This is a genomic window from Terribacillus sp. FSL K6-0262, assembly GCF_037977385.1.
Taxonomy (GTDB): Bacteria; Bacillota; Bacilli; order Bacillales; family Amphibacillaceae; genus Terribacillus.
This window is the reverse complement of sequence record NZ_CP150277.1, coordinates 982,479-1,002,273: the sequence shown is the minus strand read 5'-3', so window position 1 is coordinate 1,002,273 and position 19,795 is coordinate 982,479. Positions and strand designations below refer to the sequence as shown.

Below are 19,795 nucleotides of genomic sequence, written 5' to 3'. Positions count from 1 at the left end.
ACGATGAAACTATTAACAACCATTGCACAGCATGCGGCAGTGACTCCTGAACAAACAGCATTTCGCAATGGAGACGAAAGGGTCAGCTATGGGATGCTCTGGGACAGATCCAGCAGATTGGCTGGCCTTATCCGTAATAGCTGTCAGCTAAGACGTCAAACGCCGATTGTTGTGTACGGCCATATGGGAGCGGATATGCCGGTATCCTTCCTTGCCTGTGTAAAGGCTGGTCACCCATACATACCGGTTGATACATCCATTCCGATGGAACGGGTGCGTCTTATCGTGGAAAAATCAGGGGCGGGCCTGGTCATTGATACGACGGATAAGGTGCTGGAAGTGGACAATGCTGCCATCTTACATACAGCAGACATACAGCTGGAAAAGGAAGAGCCGATCGGACGGGAGAATTGGGTGGATGGAGATGAAGTATTCTACATCATTTATACATCCGGAAGTACCGGGAATCCAAAAGGTGTACAAGTAACGGCAGCAAATCTCCAATCCTTTACTGATTGGATGACTGGAGACTTTCCATTGGGAGAGGGAAAAGTATTCCTGAATCAAGCACCTTTTTCATTTGATTTATCCGTGATGGATTTTTATCCAGCGTTACAAAAAGGCGGTACTGTTCATGCCTTGGATAAAGAAGTGATCAATAAGCCGAAGCTGCTTTTTGAGAACCTGGTTCGTTCTGGCATACAGAATTGGATTTCGACGCCATCCTTTGTCCAGATGTGCTTGCCGAATCAAGATTTCAATGCAGCGATGCTTCCAGAGCTTGAAACTTTTCTTTTCTGCGGTGAAGTGCTTCCGCTGACAGTGGCCAGGGAGTTGAAGGAGCGATTCCCGAATGCGAAGATTTTCAATACATATGGACCGACAGAAGCTACAGTTGCAGTCACCAGCATGGAAGTTACAGGAGAGTTGCTGGTAAAGGATGAAGCGTTGCCGGTGGGATTCCCGAAACCGGATATGCGCATCCTGGTCGTCGATGAAACGGGAACACCGCTGCCGGACGGCGAAAAAGGTGAGCTTGTCCTTGCGGGACCTAGTGTGACAAAAGGATATTTGGGAGAGCCGCTTCTGACAGAGAAGGCTTATGGCATCGTGGAGGGCATGCCGGCCTATCGGACAGGCGATGCCGGTGTGATCAAAGATGGAATGGTGTATTGTCAGGGAAGGTTGGATTATCAAATCAAACTTCATGGGTACCGGATGGAACTGGAGGAAATCGAATTCCATCTCAATCAATCCGTGTATATCGAATCTGCCATCATCATCCCCCATGCGCCAAATGAGGAGATCGAATACTTGATTGCAGCAGTCGTTCCGAAAGAACATGACTTTGACAAAGAGTATCAGCTGACAGCGGCCATTCGCAAGGATCTTGCCCTGCGCCTGCCAGCATATATGATTCCGCGAAAATTCACTTATCATGAAGTGATTCCGATGACGATGAATGGGAAAGCGGATCGGAAGAAAATGAAAGAAGAGGTACTCGCATGACCCCGTACAGTTCGTTCCTTTTCTTCATCATCCTGGGAATCCTGCTGCTTCCGACGATGATTCTCGGTATGATGGGCAAGCCCTTGCGCTATTACAATGTATTTGTCTCCATCGTCGTCTTGGCGATGATCTTTTCCGGCGGAGAGGAAGGATTTTATTCACTCGTCATCTTCACCATCCTGCAGCTGGTCCTCATCAAAGGTTACATAAGATACCGGCAAACAAAGAATGGCAGCCTTGTATTCTATATCATGAGTTTGCTATCGATCCTGCCGTTGATCTTATCGAAGATCCTGCCATTTTTGGCAGTGGATAATTGGGCTGCATTTCTCGGAATCTCTTATCTGACATTCCGTGCGGTTCAAATCATCATCGAAACAAGGGATGGTTTGATCAAGGAGCAGCTGTCGATTTATCAGCTGGTCAATTTCATGCTGTTCTACCCGACGATTTCATCCGGACCGATCGATCGGTTCCGCCGTTTTCAAAAGGATGAACAGAAAAGATGGACACCTGACGAATATAAGGAGCTGCTTTATAAAGGAATCAATAAGATATTTTTAGGTTTCTTGTACAAGTTCATCATTGGGTACGCCATCAATACTTATTTCATCATGAACCTCGACCATATCGCTGATGGCCGGATCAGCTATCATTTGCTGTATATGTACAGCTACAGTTTATATCTGTTCTTCGATTTTGCGGGATATACACTGTTTGCCGTCGGGGTGAGCTATATCATGGGCATAAGATCGCCCGAAAACTTCAACCTGCCATTTATCAGCAGGAATATCAAAGATTTCTGGAATCGCTGGCATATGTCGCTGTCGTTCTGGTTCCGTGATTATGTATTCATGCGTTTCGTCTTTCTGATGAAAAAGAAAAAATGGATACAGAACAAAATGCTTGTTTCCAATCTGGGTTATATCCTGCTGTTTTTACTGATGGGTGTATGGCATGGATTGGCGATCCAGTACATCGTTTACGGTGCTTATCATGCTTTGATGATGACAGCCTTTAATTTCTTCGAGACTTGGAACAAAAAACATAAACGCTGGCCGGCGGGGAAACTCATGACGGTTGTATCGATCGTCATCACTTTCCATGTCGTCTGTTTCGGATTCTATTTGTTTTCCGGAAGACCATTTCAATAAAAGGGGAATATACTAATGGATTTTAAAGAGAAAGTGCTGCAAGTTATTGCAGAAGTTTGTGAGGATGATGTTGTGAAGGAGGAGCAGGATCTCGATATTTTCGAGGCAGGCTTGCTGGATTCTTTTGCAACAGTAGAGCTGCTCGTTCAATTTGAAGAGCAGCTTGGCATCAATGTACCGATTACGGAGTTCGACCGCGATACATGGAATACACCGAGTGCGATCACCGATCGATTGAATGAGCTGAAATAATGAAGAAGAAGTATTTATTCGGACCGATCATACTTGCATTGGTCCTGTTCGCCAGCTTGGTCTTTGTACCGGCATCCTGGCTGGCCAAGCTGGTGCCGGCCGATCGTTTGGAGCAATCGGCCACCAGTCTGGAGCCGAATATGTTCCAGGGCACGTATTTGCAGGGAGAAATGCTTGCTGATCCGGAGTATGTACCAATTTACGGTTCCTCGGAGCTGTCCCGCTGGGATCCTTTCCATCCGTCCAATTATTTTGCAGTGAATGGGGCAGAGCATACACCATACTTGATCGGGAAAGGCGGTACAACCTCGATCATCCATGATTTGAATTTTGCCACGCATGCGGATAAGCTGAAGGGAAAAAAGATGGTCATCATCGTCTCGCCTCAATGGTTCGTCAAGCACGGTACCGATGAACAGCATTTCGCACCGAATTATTCCTCCCTGCAGGCATATCAGCTGCCATTCAATAAAGAGATGGATGAACAGGTGAAGCAGGATTTGATGAAAAGGCTGATGACATATGATGCGGTGAAGAATGACATGATGCTGTATCAGCTGTACGATGCTTACCTGGATGATAAGAAGATGAAGTTCAACATATTAAGTGCTCCGGCCAAAGCTTATATAGCGATGCTGGAAAAGAAGGATCTGTATTTCACACTCATCAAGGACAAGCCATCGAATCGCCATCAGTCGGATAAAGTGAAGGACAAGACTTGGGAAGAGCTGCAAGCACAAGCAGATGCTTACGGCGAAAAACGGACAAAGGACTCGAAATTCCATATCGCGACGAATGTATATAAGCATAAAAAGAATTACATCAAAGAGATGGAAGGCAAGAACAAAGGCCATTCCTATGCGGAATCACCTGAATATGCCGACTTTCAGCTGATGCTGGATATCCTGAAAAAGGCTGATGCCAAGCCGCTGTTTGTCATCATTCCTGTTAACGGAGAGTATTACGACTACACTGGCTTCCCGAAACAGGGCCGGGAAGACTACTATAATCGAATCAAAAAACAAATCGATGACAATGGCTTTACCTATGCTGATTATTCCGGTCACGAATATGATCCATATTTCATGCGTGATACCATTCATATCGGCTGGAAGGGCTGGGTCTACTTGGATGAGGATATGGAAAAATTCCTTCGATGACCTTTTGACGATTCACCATGGTGAATCGTCTTTTTGTTTTTTAACTAGAATCCCTTATAACTGGTTAGACTATGGAAAAAGAGCTTTAGGAGAGATGAGTATTGAAGAAAACGATCTATATCTTAAGCTTTCTATTCATATGCTTTATGCTGGTATCCTTTGTGATAGAACTGAAAAATGGAGATACGAATTCCTGGACCAAGGGCGGCGGCAGGGTAATCATGAGTGCATTGCCGCTGGGCCTGCTGTTTTTCCAGCGCACACCGTTCCGCGTACCGCATATCCTCGGCTATTATGGTTTGCTTGTCTGTACTTTCATACTTGGGGCCATTTTCCACTTTTATGATAAATACAAGTGGTGGGATGTGACGCTTCATGTTGTCGGCAGCATGTATATCGCCTGGCTGGCCCTGGCCATTTATCGCTATAAGGTGCTTCGTCCGGCGGGTATCTATATTTCGCGCTGGATCATATTCTTATTTGTATGCGGTATGGCAACGATCGGGAGTGCAATCTGGGAAAGCATCGAATTCATCGGGGATATGACCGTGACAAGCGTCATGCAGCGGAGCGGCAATACCGACACGATGACGGATTTGATTGCGGGATTGCTGGGAGGAGTCATTTTTGGCATCTATGCCTTGTTCCGGAATAAACCGCTTGAAGGAAAAGAGCTTCGTGACTGAGAGCTGCAAAATTGCAGCTCTTTTTTTATGAAATTTATGAGTTGTTTATTGATTAAAGCCAAATAAAGGGAGGTGGTTCCTTTTTATATTGTATTTGCAACAAAAAAGTGTTTGAATAGATTTATCAATATGGAAGGTGGGGGTTGCTTTGACTTCATACGACATCATGGTAATTAAAAATGATGGTCATTTGACATGAAGAGGAAGAGGATGGAATACGGGAGAACTAAAAGGTTGCGGACAAGGGGCGTGCTTTTCTTTTCAGGTCTGCTTTTTATGACTTTTGGTATTGCCCTTACTATCACAGCGGATCTAGGTACCTCACCGTTTGATGCTGTACTTGTAGGATTAGCAGATAAAGCTGGAATGACAGTCGGGAGCTGGGAAATTATTCTTGCAGGGTTTTTTATTGTGATCAATTCCTTGCTTACACGCACGGCTCCGGAATTAGCTGGTTTGCTGACGGCATTTGCAACTGGCTTGCTCCTTGACGGGTGGCTATTCCTGCTAGGGGGATTCCATTTGGAGAAGGTGGTCGGCCGGGTTGGTTTGTTTCTTTGTGCGCAGTTTTTCCTTGCAGCCGGGACAGCGTTATATCTTCATACGAAGTTTGCGCCTATTCCAATCGATCGGCTCATGCTTGTGTTAATCGAAAAATTTAAATCAAGTATCATCGTTATCAGGACGTTTATATACACTGTCTGCCTTTGTACTGCATTTTTGCTTGAAGGCCCGATAGGACCAGGGACAGTGATGACTGTTTTGTCAGGAGGCATTCTCCTGCAATTTGCTTTTGCAGTATTTCAGCGATTAGGGATACTCCCAGGCAATGAAGTGTCTAAGGTCTGAGTTTATATTTTAGCTATTCTTCAATCACTCTCGCAGGAGCTCGATTGGACTTGGAATATCGGCTGCAGGCGCATGATCATTATTTTTGTATGTGTTTTTATATTAAACTTCGACAAGCGGCAGGAGATGGATACAACGATGTCATTATACAAAATCATTCAAAACGAACAAGATCTTGAAATAGCCAAGGCAATGCGTGTGGCGATTTTTGTGGAAGAGCAAGGTGTACCTTTAGAGGACGAATTCGATCGGTTCGATGTGCTGGATGGTGTTTGCCGGCATATCCTCGTTTACCATGAAGGGGAGGCTGCCGGTACAGGCAGGCTGCGATTTGTCGGGGATTACGGGAAGCTGGAGCGGATTTGCGTTAGGAAAGAATATCGAAAATATGGGCTGGGCAGGGTCATTATCGAAGGTTTGGAGGAAAGTGCACGGAAGGCCGGTAAAACTGCTTTCAAACTGCATGCACAGGTACAAGCGAGCGGATTTTACAGGAAGCTGGGATATAGGGAAGCTTCCGATATCTTTGAAGAGGATGGCATTCCTCATGTCATCATGGAAAAGAAGGATGTGTAATGGCAGGAGTATAGGTGGAAAATCGCCTGATTTCGCGGCAGACGTTTTTTATATTTCTTGTTGAAACGCTTCCAATCAGCTGTCTCTTTGTTAGAATGAAAATATAATGATTGCGCTGCATCAGGGGCGCCAAATGAACCTGGAAAGGGGCAGTTGGGATGAGGACTACAGATGCACAGGAATTGATGCAATTGACAGAGCGATATGGGGCGAATAATTATCATCCGCTTCCGATCGTCATTGCGAAAGCAGAGGGTGTGTGGGTGGAAGATACCGAGGGAAAGCGATATATGGATATGCTCAGTGCTTATTCAGCGGTGAATCAAGGACATCGGCATCCCAAAATCATCGATGCGCTTCAGCAACAGGCCCGGAAAGTCACACTTACTTCCCGCGCTTTTCATAATGACCAGCTGGGTTCATGGTATGAACAAGTTGCTGCTTTGACTGGCAAGGATATGATTCTGCCGATGAATACCGGTGCTGAAGCTGTGGAGACGGCTTTTAAAGCAGCCAGACGCTGGGGATATGATGTGAAGGGGATTGCTGCTGATCAAGCAGAGATCATCGTATGCAGCGGGAACTTCCATGGCAGGACGATGACTGCCGTTTCGCTCTCTTCGGAAGCGGAATACCGCCGCGGTTTCGGTCCGATGATACCAGGCATCAAGATCATTCCTTATGGTGATTTGGAGGCTCTGAAGTCAGCGATCACATCAAGTACGGCAGCTTTCCTCGTGGAACCGATCCAGGGGGAAGCAGGCATCATCATTCCGCCGAAGGGGTATTTGAAAGCAGCTTCGGAATTATGCAAGCAAGAGAATGTCCTATTCATCGCGGATGAAATCCAAGTCGGCCTGGGGCGTACGGGTAAAACGTTTGCTTGTGACTGGGAGGATGTCAAACCCGATTTGTATATTTTGGGTAAGGCACTTGGCGGCGGAGTATTCCCGATATCCTGTGTTGCAGGCGATAAAGGAATATTGGGTGTTTTCAATCCCGGCTCGCATGGTTCGACTTTCGGTGGGAATCCATTGGCATGTGCGGTATCGATTGCAGCGCTTGAGGTCCTTGAGGAAGAGGATCTAGCAAGCAGATCCCTTCGTCTTGGAACCTATCTATTGAAAGAGCTGCAGAAGCTGACTTCATCCAAAATCAAGGAAATCCGTGGAAAAGGATTGTTTATCGGCATTGAATTGACGGAACCAGCCCGGCCATATTGTGAAAGGCTGAAGGAACTGGGCGTGCTTTGCAAAGAGACACACGAAACCGTCATCCGGATTGCGCCGCCTTTGATCATATCCGAAGAGGAATTGGAATGGGCAATGGAAAGGCTGAAGCAAGTATTGCAGTGAAACGAAAGAGGGGGAGACAAAATGAAATTGGGTACGAGTGGATTGGAAACAGCGCCTATTGCCCTTGGCTGTATGAGGATGAATGATCTGAGCAAGCAGGAAGCTGTCAAAGTCATCGATGCAAGCGTCGAAGCGGGAATCAATCTATTTGATCATGCCGATATTTACGGCGCGGGAGCATCCGAGGAAGTTTTCGCTGAAGCGTTAAAGGAGAGTACGGTGAGACGGGAAGATATCATTCTCCAGTCCAAATGCGGCATTCGCCAGGGTTTTTTCGATTTTTCAAAGGAACATATCGTGTCCAGTGTCGAAGGGATATTAAAAAGACTGCAGGCTGATCATCTTGATATCCTGCTTTTGCATCGGCCGGATGCGCTGCTGGAACCGGAGGAAGTAGCAGAGGCATTCCGCGTGCTGAAAGAAAGCGGAAAGGTGAGGAACTTCGGCGTCAGCAACCACCATCCATATCAAATAGAGCTGCTGAAGCAATATGTAAAAGAGGAATTGATTATCAATCAGCTGCAATTCAGTTTGATGCACACGCCGCTGCTCGACGCTGGATTGAACGTGAATATGCAGAACAGGGAGTCTGTTATGCGTGATAGCGGACTGCTGCCGTATAGTCAGCTGAACAAGATGACGGTCCAGGCATGGTCCCCATTCCAATTCGGTATGATGGAGGGAGTATTTATCGACCATCCTGATTTTCCGGAAGTCAATGCAGCACTTGACGAATTAGCGGGACGGTATGATGTAAGTAAATCTGCGATCGCGATTGCCTGGATATTGCGTCACCCTGCCAACATCCAGGCCGTTGTCGGTTCGATGAATCCAGAACGGATCCAGTCGATCTGTAAAGCGCAAGATGTCCAGCTGACCAGGGAAGAGTGGTACGAATTGTACCGGGCAGCTGGCAATAATGTACCTTGATTCGATCGTTATCCGGGGAAGCGGGTTGTCCTATGACAATTCGCTTTTATGATTATGGTAATAATTAGTAAAACGGTATTGACATATGACACTGTGTCACATATAATTTATTCATCATCAATTGTGACACGGTGTCATATGATTAGCAGGAGTGAAGATATGCCGAAGCAAACCTTTCTTCATTTACCGGAAGATAAAAGGAATACATTGATTCAAGCCGCCAAAAAAGAATTTTCGAGGGTCCCGCTGCATGAGGCGTCCATTGCCAACATCATCAAGGATGCCGGAATACCCCGAGGAAGCTTTTATCAGTATTTCGAGGATAAAGAGGATCTATACTATTATCTGCTGAATCAGCTTGCCCAGGAGAATAATAAGAAGCTGATCGCTATCCTGAAGGAGAAGAAAGGGAACTTATTGGAGTCCTTGGCGGAACAGTTCCGATATATGATTTCCCTGCGTCATGATGAGGAGCATAAGGATTTCTTCAGATATGCTTTCCTGAATATGAACCATAGGAAAGAAAATACTATGGCTAACAACATATATAAGGAGAGCATGAAAAAGGAGCGCTCCCAAACGCTTGAATTGGTGGATACTTCTTATCTGAATATAAAGGATAAGGATGAGCTCTCGCATGTCATCAGGATAGTGGGGGCAATCACTTTTCATAATCTTGTTCAGGTATTCGTTCATGATCTCACGGATGAAGAAGCCATTTCTGATTATGAAACACAGATCAGCTTGATAAAAAGAGGACTGCAGAAAGAAGGGGTCGACTGATGTACCATTCTGTAATCAAAAAAAGTGATGATTTCTTGAGGAAGCTGGCAGAGACGCTGCAAAAACAAGGGATCAATGCGAGCCTTTGCAAACGGCCGCTGCTGCAGCACTAAAAATTAAATAAAGGGAGATAGGATTTTGAACACGGAAGCAACACAACCCAGAAAAGCACCATATTTGATGCTGGCTATTTTATTTGTCGGAGCATTTGTCTCCTTCTTGAATAACTCATTGCTGAACGTTGCCTTGCCATCAATCATGGTTGACTTGAAAATCGAGGACTATTCGACTGTTCAATGGCTTGCAACAGGTTATATGCTTGTCAGCGGGGTACTGATTCCAGCCTCCGCCTTCTTAGTTACACGGTTCTCAAACCGTATGCTTTTCATTACAGCGATGATCATCTTTACGTTAGGTACCGCCTTGGCAGCTTTTGCACCGAACTTTGGCATACTGCTCACTGGACGGATGATCCAGGCAGCCGGCTCATCCGTGATGGGGCCATTGCTGATGAACATCATGCTCGTTAGCTTCCCGCGTGAAAAACGAGGGACGGCAATGGGGATCTTTGGCCTGGTCATGATTACAGCACCAGCCATCGGTCCGACATTATCTGGTTATATCGTAGAATATTATGACTGGCGTCTATTGTTTGAAATGATCCTTCCGTTGGCAGTGATCAGTGTGCTGCTTGCTGTCTGGAAGTTAAAGAATGTCATGCAGCAAAATACGAAAGCCACACTTGATTATCTTTCCGTTGTGCTGTCATCCATCGGATTCGGCGGATTGCTTTATGGTTTCAGTTCGGCAAGCTCCGACGGCTGGACAGATCCGATTGTATTGACTACCTTGATTGTCGGAGCGATTGCTTTGATCATTTTTGTCATCCGTCAGCTGCGCATGGAGAAACCGTTATTGGACTTGCGCGTGTATAAGTATCCGATGTTTGCACTTGGTTCCATCATCTCCATCGTAAATGCTGTGGCGATGTTCTCAGGAATGATCCTGACGCCAGCTTATGTCCAGAATGTACGCGGGATTTCGCCATTGGATTCCGGGTTGATGATGCTGCCAGGGGCCATCATCATGGGTGTCATGTCACCGATCACTGGCCGGCTGTTCGATAAATTCGGACCGCGTGTCCTGGCGGCGATCGGTTTGACGATCACAGCAGTTTCAACTTACATGCTTGCACATCTGCAGCTGGATTCCAGTTATGCATATATCATTTTCATCTACACATTACGGATGTTCGGTATGTCCATGGTCATGATGCCGATCATGACCAACGGGTTGAACCAATTGCCTACTGTGTTGAACCCGCATGGTACGGCGGTGAATAATACGGCTCAGCAAGTATCTGGTTCCATTGGTACAGCCGTTCTTGTCACAATCATGAACTCTGCGACTAAAAATGAAGCGGAGAGCTTGATGTCAGGAGTGGATCCAACGACATTGACAGAGGCAGCAACTGCTCTGATGACACAGAAGGCGCTGCTGACTGGGATCCAAACCTCCTTCTATGTAGCTTTGGGAATCAATATTGTAGCGTTGATACTCGCACTGTTCGTGAAGCGAGTGGACACAAGCAGAGATGCGGTAAGTAAAATTGAAAAGCAGGATATCGGTCAGGTGAATCCTGAGCCTGCAAAATAAGAGGATGGATCCGGTCTTACCGGGTCCGTTTTTTTATGGATGACAGCTTTATTTTAAATGGCCCTTCCTTCAGTCTTTGCCTCAAATTCCCTTCCATGTCTTTCGGTTCTTCCTCCTTTGAGAATAGTTTACCAAAGTTATATTTTTTCGGAGGTGTACTATTTCCTTGGTACAATTTTGGAACCTATTCTTATTTGGTTTCGTAAAGGAAACATAGAGAAAGGGAGGGAAACCGATGCAGATACAAGTAAAGGAACCTCAACATAAATTGCCGAAGGAATCGCTGCGTGTCGGACTGATAGGTGATGTTATTTTTGATGTGGTGATGCTTTTGATTTTTGCTGTGTTGCTGGGGCTGGATTTTTATTTTGACTGGCCATCCTGGATCGGGACTGTACTTATGATATTGCTTATCATCTCCATCCCGTTTGGAATCATTGGCTATTTTGCGACTGTCATCAATCACCGTAACTGGCGCTATGATATGGATGAGGAATATGTACAGCTGAGGCAGGGAGCCTGGTTCCAAAAGGATCAGCTGATTCCCGTGACGAAAATACAATCCGTCGAAACGAAGCAGGGGCCGCTTTTAAGGAAATATAAGCTCCGGGAAGTAGAGATCGAGACAATGGCGGGCGAGTACAGCATCCCAGGGCTGCCGGAGATAGAGGCATATGCATTAAGGAATGAAATAGCAGCATATGCCAAGGCAAAGGAAGAGGATGACTGATGGAGAAGAAACGTCATCATCCGGCTATTTTGCTATTTGGGATCGCAAAGGCGATCAGGAATTGGATTGTACCCCTCATAATCGTCACTGTTTTCAATGATGCCGATAATTGGTGGGGGACATATGCGAAATACGTCGTTCTGGCTATCCTATTGCTATCCATTGTGAGTGAAGTTCTTACATGGTTCACAGAAACATACGCAGCTGATGAGCATGCGTTCCATTTATACAGCGGCATCTTTTCAAAAAACAGCCGCACTGTCCCGTATGAGAAAGTTCAACATGTAACCAAGCATACGAATCTCCTCCATAGGCTGCTTCGTTTGACTGCAATCAAGTTTGAGACAGGATCGAAGGAAAAAGCCGTGGAATTTAAGGTGCTCACGAAAGAGGAGGCCTTCCGGCTGGAGGAGCTGACCAAAACAGACAGGCAGGAGCCATCTGACATGGAGCAAATAACCATCGAGGGAAATGATGCGGAGCAGGGAGACGCAGAGTCCGGATTTCAAGTCGGGGATAGAATCACCCATTTCAAGCCGACAAAGAAGGAACTGATCAAGGCATCATTCACTTCCCTGAGCTTTTTGCTCGTTCCGCCGCTGTTGGTTTCTTTTATGCTGAAATTTGATATTTTCTTTGAATGGAGCGATATCCGTCCGTATTTGCCATTGTTGAAGACCTGGTGGATTACGATGCTTGGTCTTATCGGAATCCTGGCAGTCTCCCTTTTGACAGGAATGTGGCGAGTGCTGCAGAAGTATGGCAACTATGAGTTGGCCTCAGATGAATCACATATATACATCCAGACAGGATTGGTCAGCGAATCTGCTTATTCGATCCGTAAAGACCGAGTACAGGGAATCGAGATCAGCCAGCCGATTTTGCATCGTTTACTCGGACTGGCAAAGGTGAAGCTGATCAGTACAGGTTCACTGGACATTAGCGACGATACAGAAACGATCAATTCACTTTATCCATATTTTTCACTGAAACAGGCGCAGCAAATGATTGCTGAAATACTGCCCGAATATGAAGTGAAGTCCTCCATGCATGAATTGCAGCAGAAGGTATTGTTTTACCGTCTCCTTCAGCCAAGCATCCTCTGGCTGGCAGTGACCATCACTTTGTACTTTTGGCGCCCGGAAGTGTCAGGTTATCAGATTTCTTGGTGGATCGTGTCCATCCTTCTATTGATCCTGATTGAAGGCTATCGCTATTTGAATTTCAAGCATTCCAGATACCTGATCAGCGAAAAATTCTTCCAGATGAAGACAGGGGCTTTTACGACAAAACTTTTTGTGACAAAAAGAAATAAGATGATTGAGATTGCCAGGAATCAAAATCCGCTTCAGCGCCGGCTCGGATTGGCAACAATCGAATCCATCAACCGGGCAAAGCCGGTGCTGCATAATAAAATGAAAGATATTCCTGAAAAAGAAGCAGATCGTTTTTATAGATGGTTTCATCAGCGGACAAATGATGTCCGAAGGCAATAGAGAGAGGACAGCTCACGCGAGCTGCCCTCTCCATTTAAAAGCCTTCGCGGGGGATTTCCCTGTCTTTTCCGTTCGTCAGGGAGCCATCCTTCTCCACATTATCTATCTTTCCATCTACAGTACCTTCTGTGTACGTATCCGTTACTTGCTCATGGGTGATCGAGATTCCCTTATCGACTGGATTCGATGAATCATGATTTTGGGCATCGTACATCTTTTCAGCCACTTCATTGGCAGCTTTTTGCTTTGATTTATCCAACCTGTATTCCTCCTTCCATATATTCATTAGTTTCCCGAAACAGAGAAATAATATGTTTGGATTTTTGCAGGGTCATCCTTCTCATTTCTGTTATGCAAAGGACCGGTGGTGAGCTGAAAGGTTTATGTTGGGATTTTTAAGGGAAAACTAAGAGTAGGAAGGCGTATAGTGCAGAAATTTGGCAAAATGAAATCCTTTACCTTGTAAACGCTTTCATTATAAAATGTATGTAAGCAAGGAAAGCTGTTCTGCATCCTCATGAAAGAAGGAGTGGACAAGAAATGAAGAAAAATGAAAATAATTTTTTCGTAGGTTTGCTATATGGTACAGGTTTAAGCATACCGCTTTGGGTGACATTCTTTGCGGTTGTGAAGGGCATTTCCAAGGCAGTATCCTGACAGTTAAGGAAGCGTCGGCTGCGGCCGGCGCTTCTTTCGTATATACTAGTAGAAAAAGGATGTTTTATGATGCGCGATTTCGAATCTGTCTATGAGCTGATGAGTCGTTCCTTCCCCCCTGAGGAGCATCGGGGTTTCAGGCAGCAGAAAGCACTCTTGGACAGAGAGGATTATCATATCCATATTTATGAGGAACAGGGTCGGCTTGCTGCTTTTTGTGCGGTTTATTCTCTGCCTGAATTATCATTCATCGAACATATTGCAGTGAATGAAGCTTTTCAAGGTCAGGGAATGGGCAGTAAGATCATGCGGGAAGTCATGGCCATTTCAGAAAAGCCGATCATACTCGAGGTGGAGCCTCCAGCCGGATCTGAGACGGCAGCCCGTCGGGTGCGATTCTATGAGAAGCTCGGGTTTCATCTGCATGCCTATCCATATGAACAGCCGCCCCTGCGAGTAGGAGCGGCACCTCTTCCGCTGCAGCTTATGAGCTATCCTGCGATCTATGGCGAAGTAGCATTCGATCGCGTCAAACAGATGATTCTGCAAGAGGTTTATGGTGAACACCGTGTATCTCGTTAACGGTAATCGTGTTTATCTTTCCGATAAGCACGAAAAGCGGTGCGCAGGGCTGCATAGCTTCCGATCGCGGCATAGCCATAAAAATACCCCATGAAGATGGCAGCGATCAGATTGTGAGGATGGCTGAAAAAGATAGACAGGATCAATCCGCTCAATAACGCAATCGTTGGTGTGTACTTGCCGGGCAGCGGCAGGAGATGCTTCATGATTTGGGTAAAAATAAGAACGATGGGCACACCAAGCACGGCATCCCAGAAGTTCGTCATTATCATAGGAAATTCCAACGTCCCTACCTCCTTTGTATAACGTATGCTGGGTTGTCCAAACTTATTAAGGCTGGACATCATTTTCCTTATAAGCAGAAAACCGTTTCGGAAGCGGGAGGGCAAGGGAAACAGATTATTAAGAAAACTAGCAATATGGCAGAGGTGAATCTTTACGATTGACGTGCATATATGGGATGGTGTATAGTGTACGTACACTAGATATTGTGTTACGGAGGCCGGTAATATGCAAAGATACCTATTCGAGTACAAAGTCCTGCCAACTGGCGAAACAAGTGAATTCAGCTATGTTGCTGCTTCTGAGGAAGAAGCGCGCCAGTCCATCAAGGAACGTGTGGCGGATTTGGAATTCGTGGAACCAGAAGAAGTCGAAATCGGCAGCTTGCTTCGTACATTGGACGCAAGCAAACGCTATTACGAATGTGAAGGCTGTACCTGATAAAAAAGCGACCCATGCTCTGGGTCGCTTTTTTTATAACTTGAAAACAGCAATCGATTCGTTCAGCTGACGGCTTATATGCGTCAGTTCTTCTGCTGAGGATGCGATATTGGCAACCACTTGGATTTGATCGGCAATCGAGGCTGCAATCTCTTCTACACTGGCAGCTGTTTCTTCTGACACACTGGATGCATTCTGGATGCTATCCGTAATATCATTCGTCTGTGCAGTGACCTGCTTTATTTCCTCGATTAGTCTGCTGCCGGCATTTTTCGTAGCTTCGGCAGCTGCTTCGATAGCTGCGAACTCGGCTGCAGTGGCAACGACAGAGTGGTTCAGCTGTTCTGCCTGCTGCTTATTGGATTCGATTCGAGCTGCATTCTCCGCGGCTTCTTTCGTGATGGAGCTGATCATTTGCTGAATTTCCTTTGTGGCAGCATTGGACTGATCAGCAAGTTTTCGAACCTCGCTTGCAACAACCGCAAAGCCTTTCCCGTGTTCCCCGGCTCGCGCTGCCTCGATGCTTGCATTGAGGGCGAGCAGATTTGTCTCTTCGGTGATATTTTCGATGACATCCGTAATATGGACGATTTGCTGCAAGTTCTTATCAAGTTCCTGCATGCCTGCTGAAATAGCTTCCACCGATTGCATGGCAGCATTATTGGCCGATGTCAAATCATGCATCATATTGCTTCCTTTTGTTGTCGCTTCACTTGTTTGAAGTGCAGCTTGAGCGATTGCGTCGCTTTGTGCGGTCATCGTTCTGATGGAATCGTTGAACTTGCTTAAATGGTATGTCGTCGTTTCCAAATCGGATGCTTGTGATCCAGCTCCTTTGGCGATGTCATCCACTGCCACGCCGACTTGTTCACTGCTTGCGGATGTTTCTTCACTTACCGCGGAAAGCTCCGATGCTGCATCGGATACTTTATCGCTGGACTGGATGATGCTTTGCACGAGACTCCGTAATTCCCCGGACATCTTCATGAAAGCCTTGCTCAGGATACCGATTTCATCTTTTGTCTGTTTCAGATCCTGTTCCCTGAAATCGCCCGCTGCCAGCTGTTCTGCTGCATCTGTCACTGCCTTCAGCTGCAGCAGCTTCGGACGGATCATGAAGTAGAAGAGAACGAGAGTCAGTACGGTGATCCCTGCGGTTATCCCGATGATGATCCATTTTACTTTAACCAAATCATCATAGAACAAATCTGTGTAGACAGTAATGCCCACAGTCCAATTCCATGGCTGGAAGTAGTTCACATAAGCCATCTTTTCCCTGACTTCTCCCGTTTTTTCGTCGGTGTCATCGTAGCTCATGAAACTCTCATGATCATCTTTTGATTGTGCCAGCACTATCAAGTTTTCCCGATTTTCCTTTGTGCTGTCATCTGTTGGCGGTGACCCGATTTCTTCCGTAGGATGCAGCACCATATTCGCCTGGTCATCATAAGCAATGATATAACCGGCACCATTTTTATAATTGAAATTAGATTGCGATAAGTCATGGGAGCCATCTTCCATAGGGCCGTTCAAGATAGTACGTGCTTCTTCCTGAGCTTCCTCCAAAGTCATCTCCCCATTTTCCACGCGTTCATTCAGCAGCGTCAAGACGCTGGTTGCACTGTTTGCCATGTGCTGCAGATCCATCTTTCCAGCAACTATCAGCACATTCTTGGCTGTCAGATAACTGATTGTACCGGCAGCGGCACCGCAGAAAATCGTGATCATTGCAACCATGATCATCAACCTTGCTGCTAAGCTATTTCTCTTTTTCATGATAATCCCCCTCTGAACATTGATCCCCTCCCTCATATAATCGGTGTTTAAAAACGTTTATGAAGTGAAAAAGAAGAAGGATATGAATTTTTTGTAAATCAAAACAGGGAGAGGGAGATGCGAGATGACAGCAATAACGCATATCGGTATGACGGTTTCCAATCTGGATGCTGCAATCAATTGGTATAAGGAGGCATTAGGCTTCCGGATTATTGCCGGACCTTTCGATATGAAAACGGAGGAAGGTGATATGACACGCGATTTGCAAGGCCAGCAAGTGAAACATATACGGAATGTCCATATGAGTGCCGCAAATCAAGTGGGCATTGAATTATTTGAGTTCATCATTCCGGAAACGGAAAGGGAGACGGTCAGGAAACCGTGGGAACCAGGGATATTCCACTTATGTGTCGTGGCTGAAGACGGAGATGTGCATAGGCTGGCTAAAAAAATCGAAAGAACCGGCGGGAAAATCATCAGCCAAGCTTGGCCCCTGGATGAAGAGAAAGCATATCATCTTGTCTACTGTCAGGATCCGTTTGGCAACATCATTGAAGTCTATTCCCATAGTACAGAGCAGATATATGCGAATCGTTAAGCGTATGTAGCAGTTTTGTAATGGGAAGAAGGTTATGCGGAAGTGCCCATGTCTGGAAAAACAAGTATGTTCGCTAGAACGTCCGCACTCTTTACCGGTTTGGGTCTATCAGTCAATCAGGCAAGTCCTCTATAATTGTGACAACATCTGATTATAGTCAGCAGAGGAGGACATGCATGCATAAGAAACGACATTTATTGATAGGGATATTGATCCTTTTTGGCGTATTCATCCTGCTCTATCCTTCGACCAGTTTTGCCCAAAGCGGAACTGTGGATGTCGATACCACCCTGAATGTCCGGGCGGAACCGTCAACCTCTTCCGCAGTCATCGGCAGTTTGTATCCAGGAGATTCGGTTGATTTGGTGGAGGTTGCAGGCAACTGGGGAAAGATTACATATGATGGCCGGACAGGTTATGTAAGCATGACTTACATACAAACGGGGACAGGAACGCTTACAGGCAAGACAATAGCGATTGATGCCGGACATGGTGGCAAGGACAGTGGAGCTGTGGCAAATGGTGTACTGGAGAAGAATGTCGTTTTGCCTATCGCGCAAAAAACGGAAGCGAAGCTCGAGGCACAAGGTGCCGATGTGATCATGACAAGGTCCGGGGATACCTTCATCGAGCTGGAGGACCGTGCTGCCAAGGCGAATGCGGCTGGAGCCGATGTGTTCGTCAGTATCCATGCGAATGCTTCCTCCGCAACATCTGCAAGCGGTACGGAGGTTTACTATTATCCGGGATCATCCAGCGGTCAATCACTGGCTTCCAGTGTACAGAGCAATCTTGTGAATCAGCTGGGATCACGTGATCGAGGCATCAAGAGTGCTGATTTCAGTGTACTTCGAAACACAAGCATGCCAGCAGTGCTTGCCGAAATCGGATTCGTCACGAATGCTGCCGAAGCCGAGAAGCTGTCATCGGCTGCCTATCAGGACAAAGCAGCAGCGGGACTTGTGCAAGGAGTAAAAGAATACGCGGAATAATCCATTCCCTTACTTCGCAGTCAGGCAGTGAATCTAGTATTTGCTGCCTTTTTGTTTCTGAAACTTGGTCAAGTTGTCGGCAGAAAGTACAGGATTCTCAAGGGTTAGCGCAATTGTTAATTAAATGGCAAGACTATCAGACTATTAATTGGCAACATATTCATCTATAATGGATGGCGAATCTACAAAATTCCACAAAAAGCGGAAGGGGAAACGTATGCTAGAAAAACATCTGACGCATCGCTCATTGTTGGCCGTCCTTATTGCACTTATAGCAGTTGTTGTATTTTTACCGGTGACGAGCTATGCGGAAAGCGGAACAATCGATGTATCGACATCTCTCAATGTAAGGGCGGAACCTGCAGATGATGCAGAAGTGATTGGCAAACTCCAAGGCGGGCAAGCTGTGGAAATCAAGGAAGTCAGTCATGATTGGGGTAAGATAGATTATTATGGGCAAGAAGGATACATAAGTATGGTATTTGTCAGCGGTGCCCAAGACACGGGAGCAGCAGAAGCTGATGTACAGCAGGCTTCCCAGTCTTCCGATACGACCAAAGGCTATGTCCAGGTTGCTACCTCGCTGAATGTCAGGTCGAATCCGGATATGTCAGCTGAAGTTGTGGACAGTTTATATAACGGAGATGCCGTTTCGATCCTTTCCATCGAAAATAACTGGGCACAGATAGAGCACAACGGTATAACAGGTTATGTGAGCATGGATTATATTTCGACGACCGAGAGCGAAGCATCTTACAGCCTTTCGCCGTTAAAGGGGAAAACGATTGTGATCGATGCAGGTCATGGAGGGAAGGATAGCGGGGCAATTGGTGATTACTTCTATGAAAAGTCAGTCGTCCTGTCCATTGCATTGAAAACACAAGCGCAGCTTGAGAACTTGGGGGCGAATGTGATCATGACACGTGATGATGATACATTCGTTGCTTTGGAAACAAGGGCAGCGATGTCAAATGCAGCAAATGCTTCCATGTTCGTCAGTATCCACCTGAACGCTACTTCCGAAGAATTCGTCAATGGAACGGAAGTATATTATTATCCTGATGGCGATACGAGTGTGCAGCTTGCTTCGACGGTACAGGAGAACCTGACCTCCCAGCTGGGTTCGGTGGACCGGGGGACGCAGGCTGCTGATTTCAGCGTCCTGCGCAACACCAATTCACCAGCCATATTAGCCGAGATTGGTTACCTCACCAATTCGGCAGAAGCAGCCAACTTGGCGACTGATAGTTATCAGGAAAAAGCTGCTTCAGGAATTGTGAAGGGCCTCGAGGGTTATTATCAATGAATAATAGACGATGCGGAAATTTTTC

At 46.1% G+C, this 19,795-nt stretch carries 21 protein-coding genes; 18 read left to right on the top strand and 3 right to left on the bottom strand.

Annotated elements, in window-relative coordinates; all coding sequences use genetic code 11:
• The first annotated feature begins 3 nt into the window (after window positions 1–3).
• From dltA to MHI54_RS05015, 13 genes are all read left to right on the top strand, one after another.
• Window positions 4–1,509, top strand: a complete 1,506-nt coding sequence (gene dltA / locus MHI54_RS05075; protein WP_340082513.1) for a D-alanine--poly(phosphoribitol) ligase subunit DltA — start codon at window positions 4–6, stop codon at window positions 1,507–1,509.
• On the top strand, window positions 1,506–2,663 hold the full coding sequence (dltB, locus tag MHI54_RS05070; RefSeq protein WP_095215058.1) for a D-alanyl-lipoteichoic acid biosynthesis protein DltB: 1,158 nt from the start codon (window positions 1,506–1,508) through the stop codon (window positions 2,661–2,663). The genes dltA and dltB overlap by 4 nt, the downstream gene beginning before the upstream one ends.
• A gap of 15 nt (window positions 2,664–2,678) precedes the next feature.
• Window positions 2,679–2,915: a D-alanine--poly(phosphoribitol) ligase subunit DltC gene (gene dltC / locus MHI54_RS05065; RefSeq protein ID WP_095215057.1), complete on the top strand. Its 237-nt coding sequence runs from the start codon at window positions 2,679–2,681 to the stop codon at window positions 2,913–2,915.
• Entirely contained in the window at window positions 2,915–4,075 is a 1,161-nt protein-coding gene (gene dltD / locus MHI54_RS05060) for a D-alanyl-lipoteichoic acid biosynthesis protein DltD (RefSeq protein ID WP_095215056.1), read from the top strand. Before dltC ends, dltD begins: the two co-directional genes overlap by 1 nt.
• A 101-nt stretch (window positions 4,076–4,176) precedes the next feature.
• Window positions 4,177–4,761 (top strand): membrane-spanning protein, encoded by a 585-nt coding sequence (locus tag MHI54_RS05055; protein ID WP_095215055.1) that lies wholly within the window; start codon window positions 4,177–4,179, stop codon window positions 4,759–4,761.
• A gap of 276 nt (window positions 4,762–5,037) precedes the next feature.
• Window positions 5,038–5,610 carry a YitT family protein gene (locus MHI54_RS05050; protein ID WP_233134861.1) on the top strand — a complete coding sequence of 191 codons (573 nt, stop codon included), beginning with the start codon at window positions 5,038–5,040 and terminating at the stop codon, window positions 5,608–5,610.
• A gap of 138 nt (window positions 5,611–5,748) precedes the next feature.
• Entirely contained in the window at window positions 5,749–6,186 is a 438-nt protein-coding gene (locus MHI54_RS05045) for a GNAT family N-acetyltransferase (RefSeq protein ID WP_095215053.1), read from the top strand.
• A gap of 158 nt (window positions 6,187–6,344) precedes the next feature.
• Window positions 6,345–7,541, top strand: coding sequence for an ornithine--oxo-acid transaminase (locus MHI54_RS05040; protein WP_095215052.1), 1,197 nt, complete (start codon window positions 6,345–6,347; stop codon window positions 7,539–7,541).
• A gap of 21 nt (window positions 7,542–7,562) precedes the next feature.
• On the top strand, window positions 7,563–8,471 hold the full coding sequence (locus MHI54_RS05035; protein ID WP_095215051.1) for an aldo/keto reductase: 909 nt from the start codon (window positions 7,563–7,565) through the stop codon (window positions 8,469–8,471).
• A 159-nt stretch (window positions 8,472–8,630) separates the two neighbouring features.
• Window positions 8,631–9,254: a TetR family transcriptional regulator gene (locus MHI54_RS05030; protein ID WP_095215050.1), complete on the top strand. Its 624-nt coding sequence runs from the start codon at window positions 8,631–8,633 to the stop codon at window positions 9,252–9,254.
• A gap of 180 nt (window positions 9,255–9,434) precedes the next feature.
• A complete protein-coding gene (locus MHI54_RS05025) occupies window positions 9,435–10,910 on the top strand; it encodes a DHA2 family efflux MFS transporter permease subunit (protein ID WP_340082924.1) in 1,476 nt (491 codons plus the stop codon).
• 235 nt (window positions 10,911–11,145) lie between these two features.
• Entirely contained in the window at window positions 11,146–11,640 is a 495-nt protein-coding gene (locus MHI54_RS05020; protein ID WP_095215049.1) for a PH domain-containing protein, read from the top strand.
• Window positions 11,640–13,136: a PH domain-containing protein gene (locus MHI54_RS05015; RefSeq protein WP_095215048.1), complete on the top strand. Its 1,497-nt coding sequence runs from the start codon at window positions 11,640–11,642 to the stop codon at window positions 13,134–13,136. Before MHI54_RS05020 ends, MHI54_RS05015 begins: the two co-directional genes overlap by 1 nt.
• A 34-nt stretch (window positions 13,137–13,170) precedes the next feature.
• On the opposite strand, the gene MHI54_RS05010 is transcribed toward MHI54_RS05015, so the two are convergent.
• Window positions 13,171–13,395: a YozQ family protein gene (locus tag MHI54_RS05010; protein WP_233134859.1), complete on the bottom strand. Its 225-nt coding sequence runs from the start codon at window positions 13,393–13,395 to the stop codon at window positions 13,171–13,173.
• A gap of 464 nt (window positions 13,396–13,859) precedes the next feature.
• Between MHI54_RS05010 and MHI54_RS05005 the strand changes: the two genes are divergently transcribed.
• Window positions 13,860–14,375 carry a GNAT family N-acetyltransferase gene (locus MHI54_RS05005; protein WP_095215046.1) on the top strand — a complete coding sequence of 172 codons (516 nt, stop codon included), beginning with the start codon at window positions 13,860–13,862 and terminating at the stop codon, window positions 14,373–14,375.
• Here the strand turns inward: MHI54_RS05005 and MHI54_RS05000 are convergent.
• Window positions 14,372–14,659, bottom strand: coding sequence for a hypothetical protein (locus MHI54_RS05000; RefSeq protein WP_095215045.1), 288 nt, complete (start codon window positions 14,657–14,659; stop codon window positions 14,372–14,374). The two genes, MHI54_RS05005 and MHI54_RS05000, sit on opposite strands and share 4 nt — an antisense overlap.
• A 226-nt stretch (window positions 14,660–14,885) precedes the next feature.
• On the opposite strand from MHI54_RS05000, the gene MHI54_RS04995 reads away from it, so the two are divergent.
• Window positions 14,886–15,098 (top strand): hypothetical protein, encoded by a 213-nt coding sequence (locus MHI54_RS04995; RefSeq protein ID WP_095215044.1) that lies wholly within the window; start codon window positions 14,886–14,888, stop codon window positions 15,096–15,098.
• A 33-nt stretch (window positions 15,099–15,131) separates the two neighbouring features.
• On the opposite strand, the gene MHI54_RS04990 is transcribed toward MHI54_RS04995, so the two are convergent.
• On the bottom strand, window positions 15,132–16,874 hold the full coding sequence (locus MHI54_RS04990) for a methyl-accepting chemotaxis protein (RefSeq protein WP_340082505.1): 1,743 nt from the start codon (window positions 16,872–16,874) through the stop codon (window positions 15,132–15,134).
• A 124-nt stretch (window positions 16,875–16,998) separates the two neighbouring features.
• On the opposite strand from MHI54_RS04990, the gene MHI54_RS04985 reads away from it, so the two are divergent.
• From MHI54_RS04985 to MHI54_RS04975, 3 genes are all read left to right on the top strand, one after another.
• Window positions 16,999–17,472: a VOC family protein gene (locus MHI54_RS04985; RefSeq protein WP_340082503.1), complete on the top strand. Its 474-nt coding sequence runs from the start codon at window positions 16,999–17,001 to the stop codon at window positions 17,470–17,472.
• A gap of 176 nt (window positions 17,473–17,648) precedes the next feature.
• Window positions 17,649–18,464: an N-acetylmuramoyl-L-alanine amidase gene (locus MHI54_RS04980; RefSeq protein WP_158221490.1), complete on the top strand. Its 816-nt coding sequence runs from the start codon at window positions 17,649–17,651 to the stop codon at window positions 18,462–18,464.
• Between the two features lie 217 nt (window positions 18,465–18,681).
• Window positions 18,682–19,770 (top strand): N-acetylmuramoyl-L-alanine amidase, encoded by a 1,089-nt coding sequence (locus tag MHI54_RS04975; protein WP_340082501.1) that lies wholly within the window; start codon window positions 18,682–18,684, stop codon window positions 19,768–19,770.
• Window positions 19,771–19,795: the final 25 nt, after the last annotated feature.

Bases quoted from the DNA above. Each gene is read 5' to 3' on its own strand.
- dltA (WP_340082513.1), top strand. From the start codon at position 4: ATGAAACTATTAACAACCATTGCACAGCATGCGGCAGTGACTCCTGAA.
- dltB (WP_095215058.1), top strand. From the start codon at position 1,506: ATGACCCCGTACAGTTCGTTCCTTTTCTTCATCATCCTGGGAATCCTG.
- dltC (WP_095215057.1), top strand. From the start codon at position 2,679: ATGGATTTTAAAGAGAAAGTGCTGCAAGTTATTGCAGAAGTTTGTGAG.
- dltD (WP_095215056.1), top strand. From the start codon at position 2,915: ATGAAGAAGAAGTATTTATTCGGACCGATCATACTTGCATTGGTCCTG.
- MHI54_RS05050 (WP_233134861.1), top strand. From the start codon at position 5,038: ATGACTTTTGGTATTGCCCTTACTATCACAGCGGATCTAGGTACCTCA.
- MHI54_RS05045 (WP_095215053.1), top strand. From the start codon at position 5,749: ATGTCATTATACAAAATCATTCAAAACGAACAAGATCTTGAAATAGCC.
- MHI54_RS05040 (WP_095215052.1), top strand. From the start codon at position 6,345: ATGAGGACTACAGATGCACAGGAATTGATGCAATTGACAGAGCGATAT.
- MHI54_RS05035 (WP_095215051.1), top strand. From the start codon at position 7,563: ATGAAATTGGGTACGAGTGGATTGGAAACAGCGCCTATTGCCCTTGGC.
- MHI54_RS05030 (WP_095215050.1), top strand. From the start codon at position 8,631: ATGCCGAAGCAAACCTTTCTTCATTTACCGGAAGATAAAAGGAATACA.
- MHI54_RS05025 (WP_340082924.1), top strand. From the start codon at position 9,435: ATGCTGGCTATTTTATTTGTCGGAGCATTTGTCTCCTTCTTGAATAAC.
- MHI54_RS05020 (WP_095215049.1), top strand. From the start codon at position 11,146: ATGCAGATACAAGTAAAGGAACCTCAACATAAATTGCCGAAGGAATCG.
- MHI54_RS05015 (WP_095215048.1), top strand. From the start codon at position 11,640: ATGGAGAAGAAACGTCATCATCCGGCTATTTTGCTATTTGGGATCGCA.
- MHI54_RS05005 (WP_095215046.1), top strand. From the start codon at position 13,860: ATGATGCGCGATTTCGAATCTGTCTATGAGCTGATGAGTCGTTCCTTC.
- MHI54_RS04995 (WP_095215044.1), top strand. From the start codon at position 14,886: ATGCAAAGATACCTATTCGAGTACAAAGTCCTGCCAACTGGCGAAACA.
- MHI54_RS04990 (WP_340082505.1), bottom strand. From the start codon at position 16,874: ATGAAAAAGAGAAATAGCTTAGCAGCAAGGTTGATGATCATGGTTGCA.
- MHI54_RS04985 (WP_340082503.1), top strand. From the start codon at position 16,999: ATGACAGCAATAACGCATATCGGTATGACGGTTTCCAATCTGGATGCT.
- MHI54_RS04980 (WP_158221490.1), top strand. From the start codon at position 17,649: ATGCATAAGAAACGACATTTATTGATAGGGATATTGATCCTTTTTGGC.
- MHI54_RS04975 (WP_340082501.1), top strand. From the start codon at position 18,682: ATGCTAGAAAAACATCTGACGCATCGCTCATTGTTGGCCGTCCTTATT.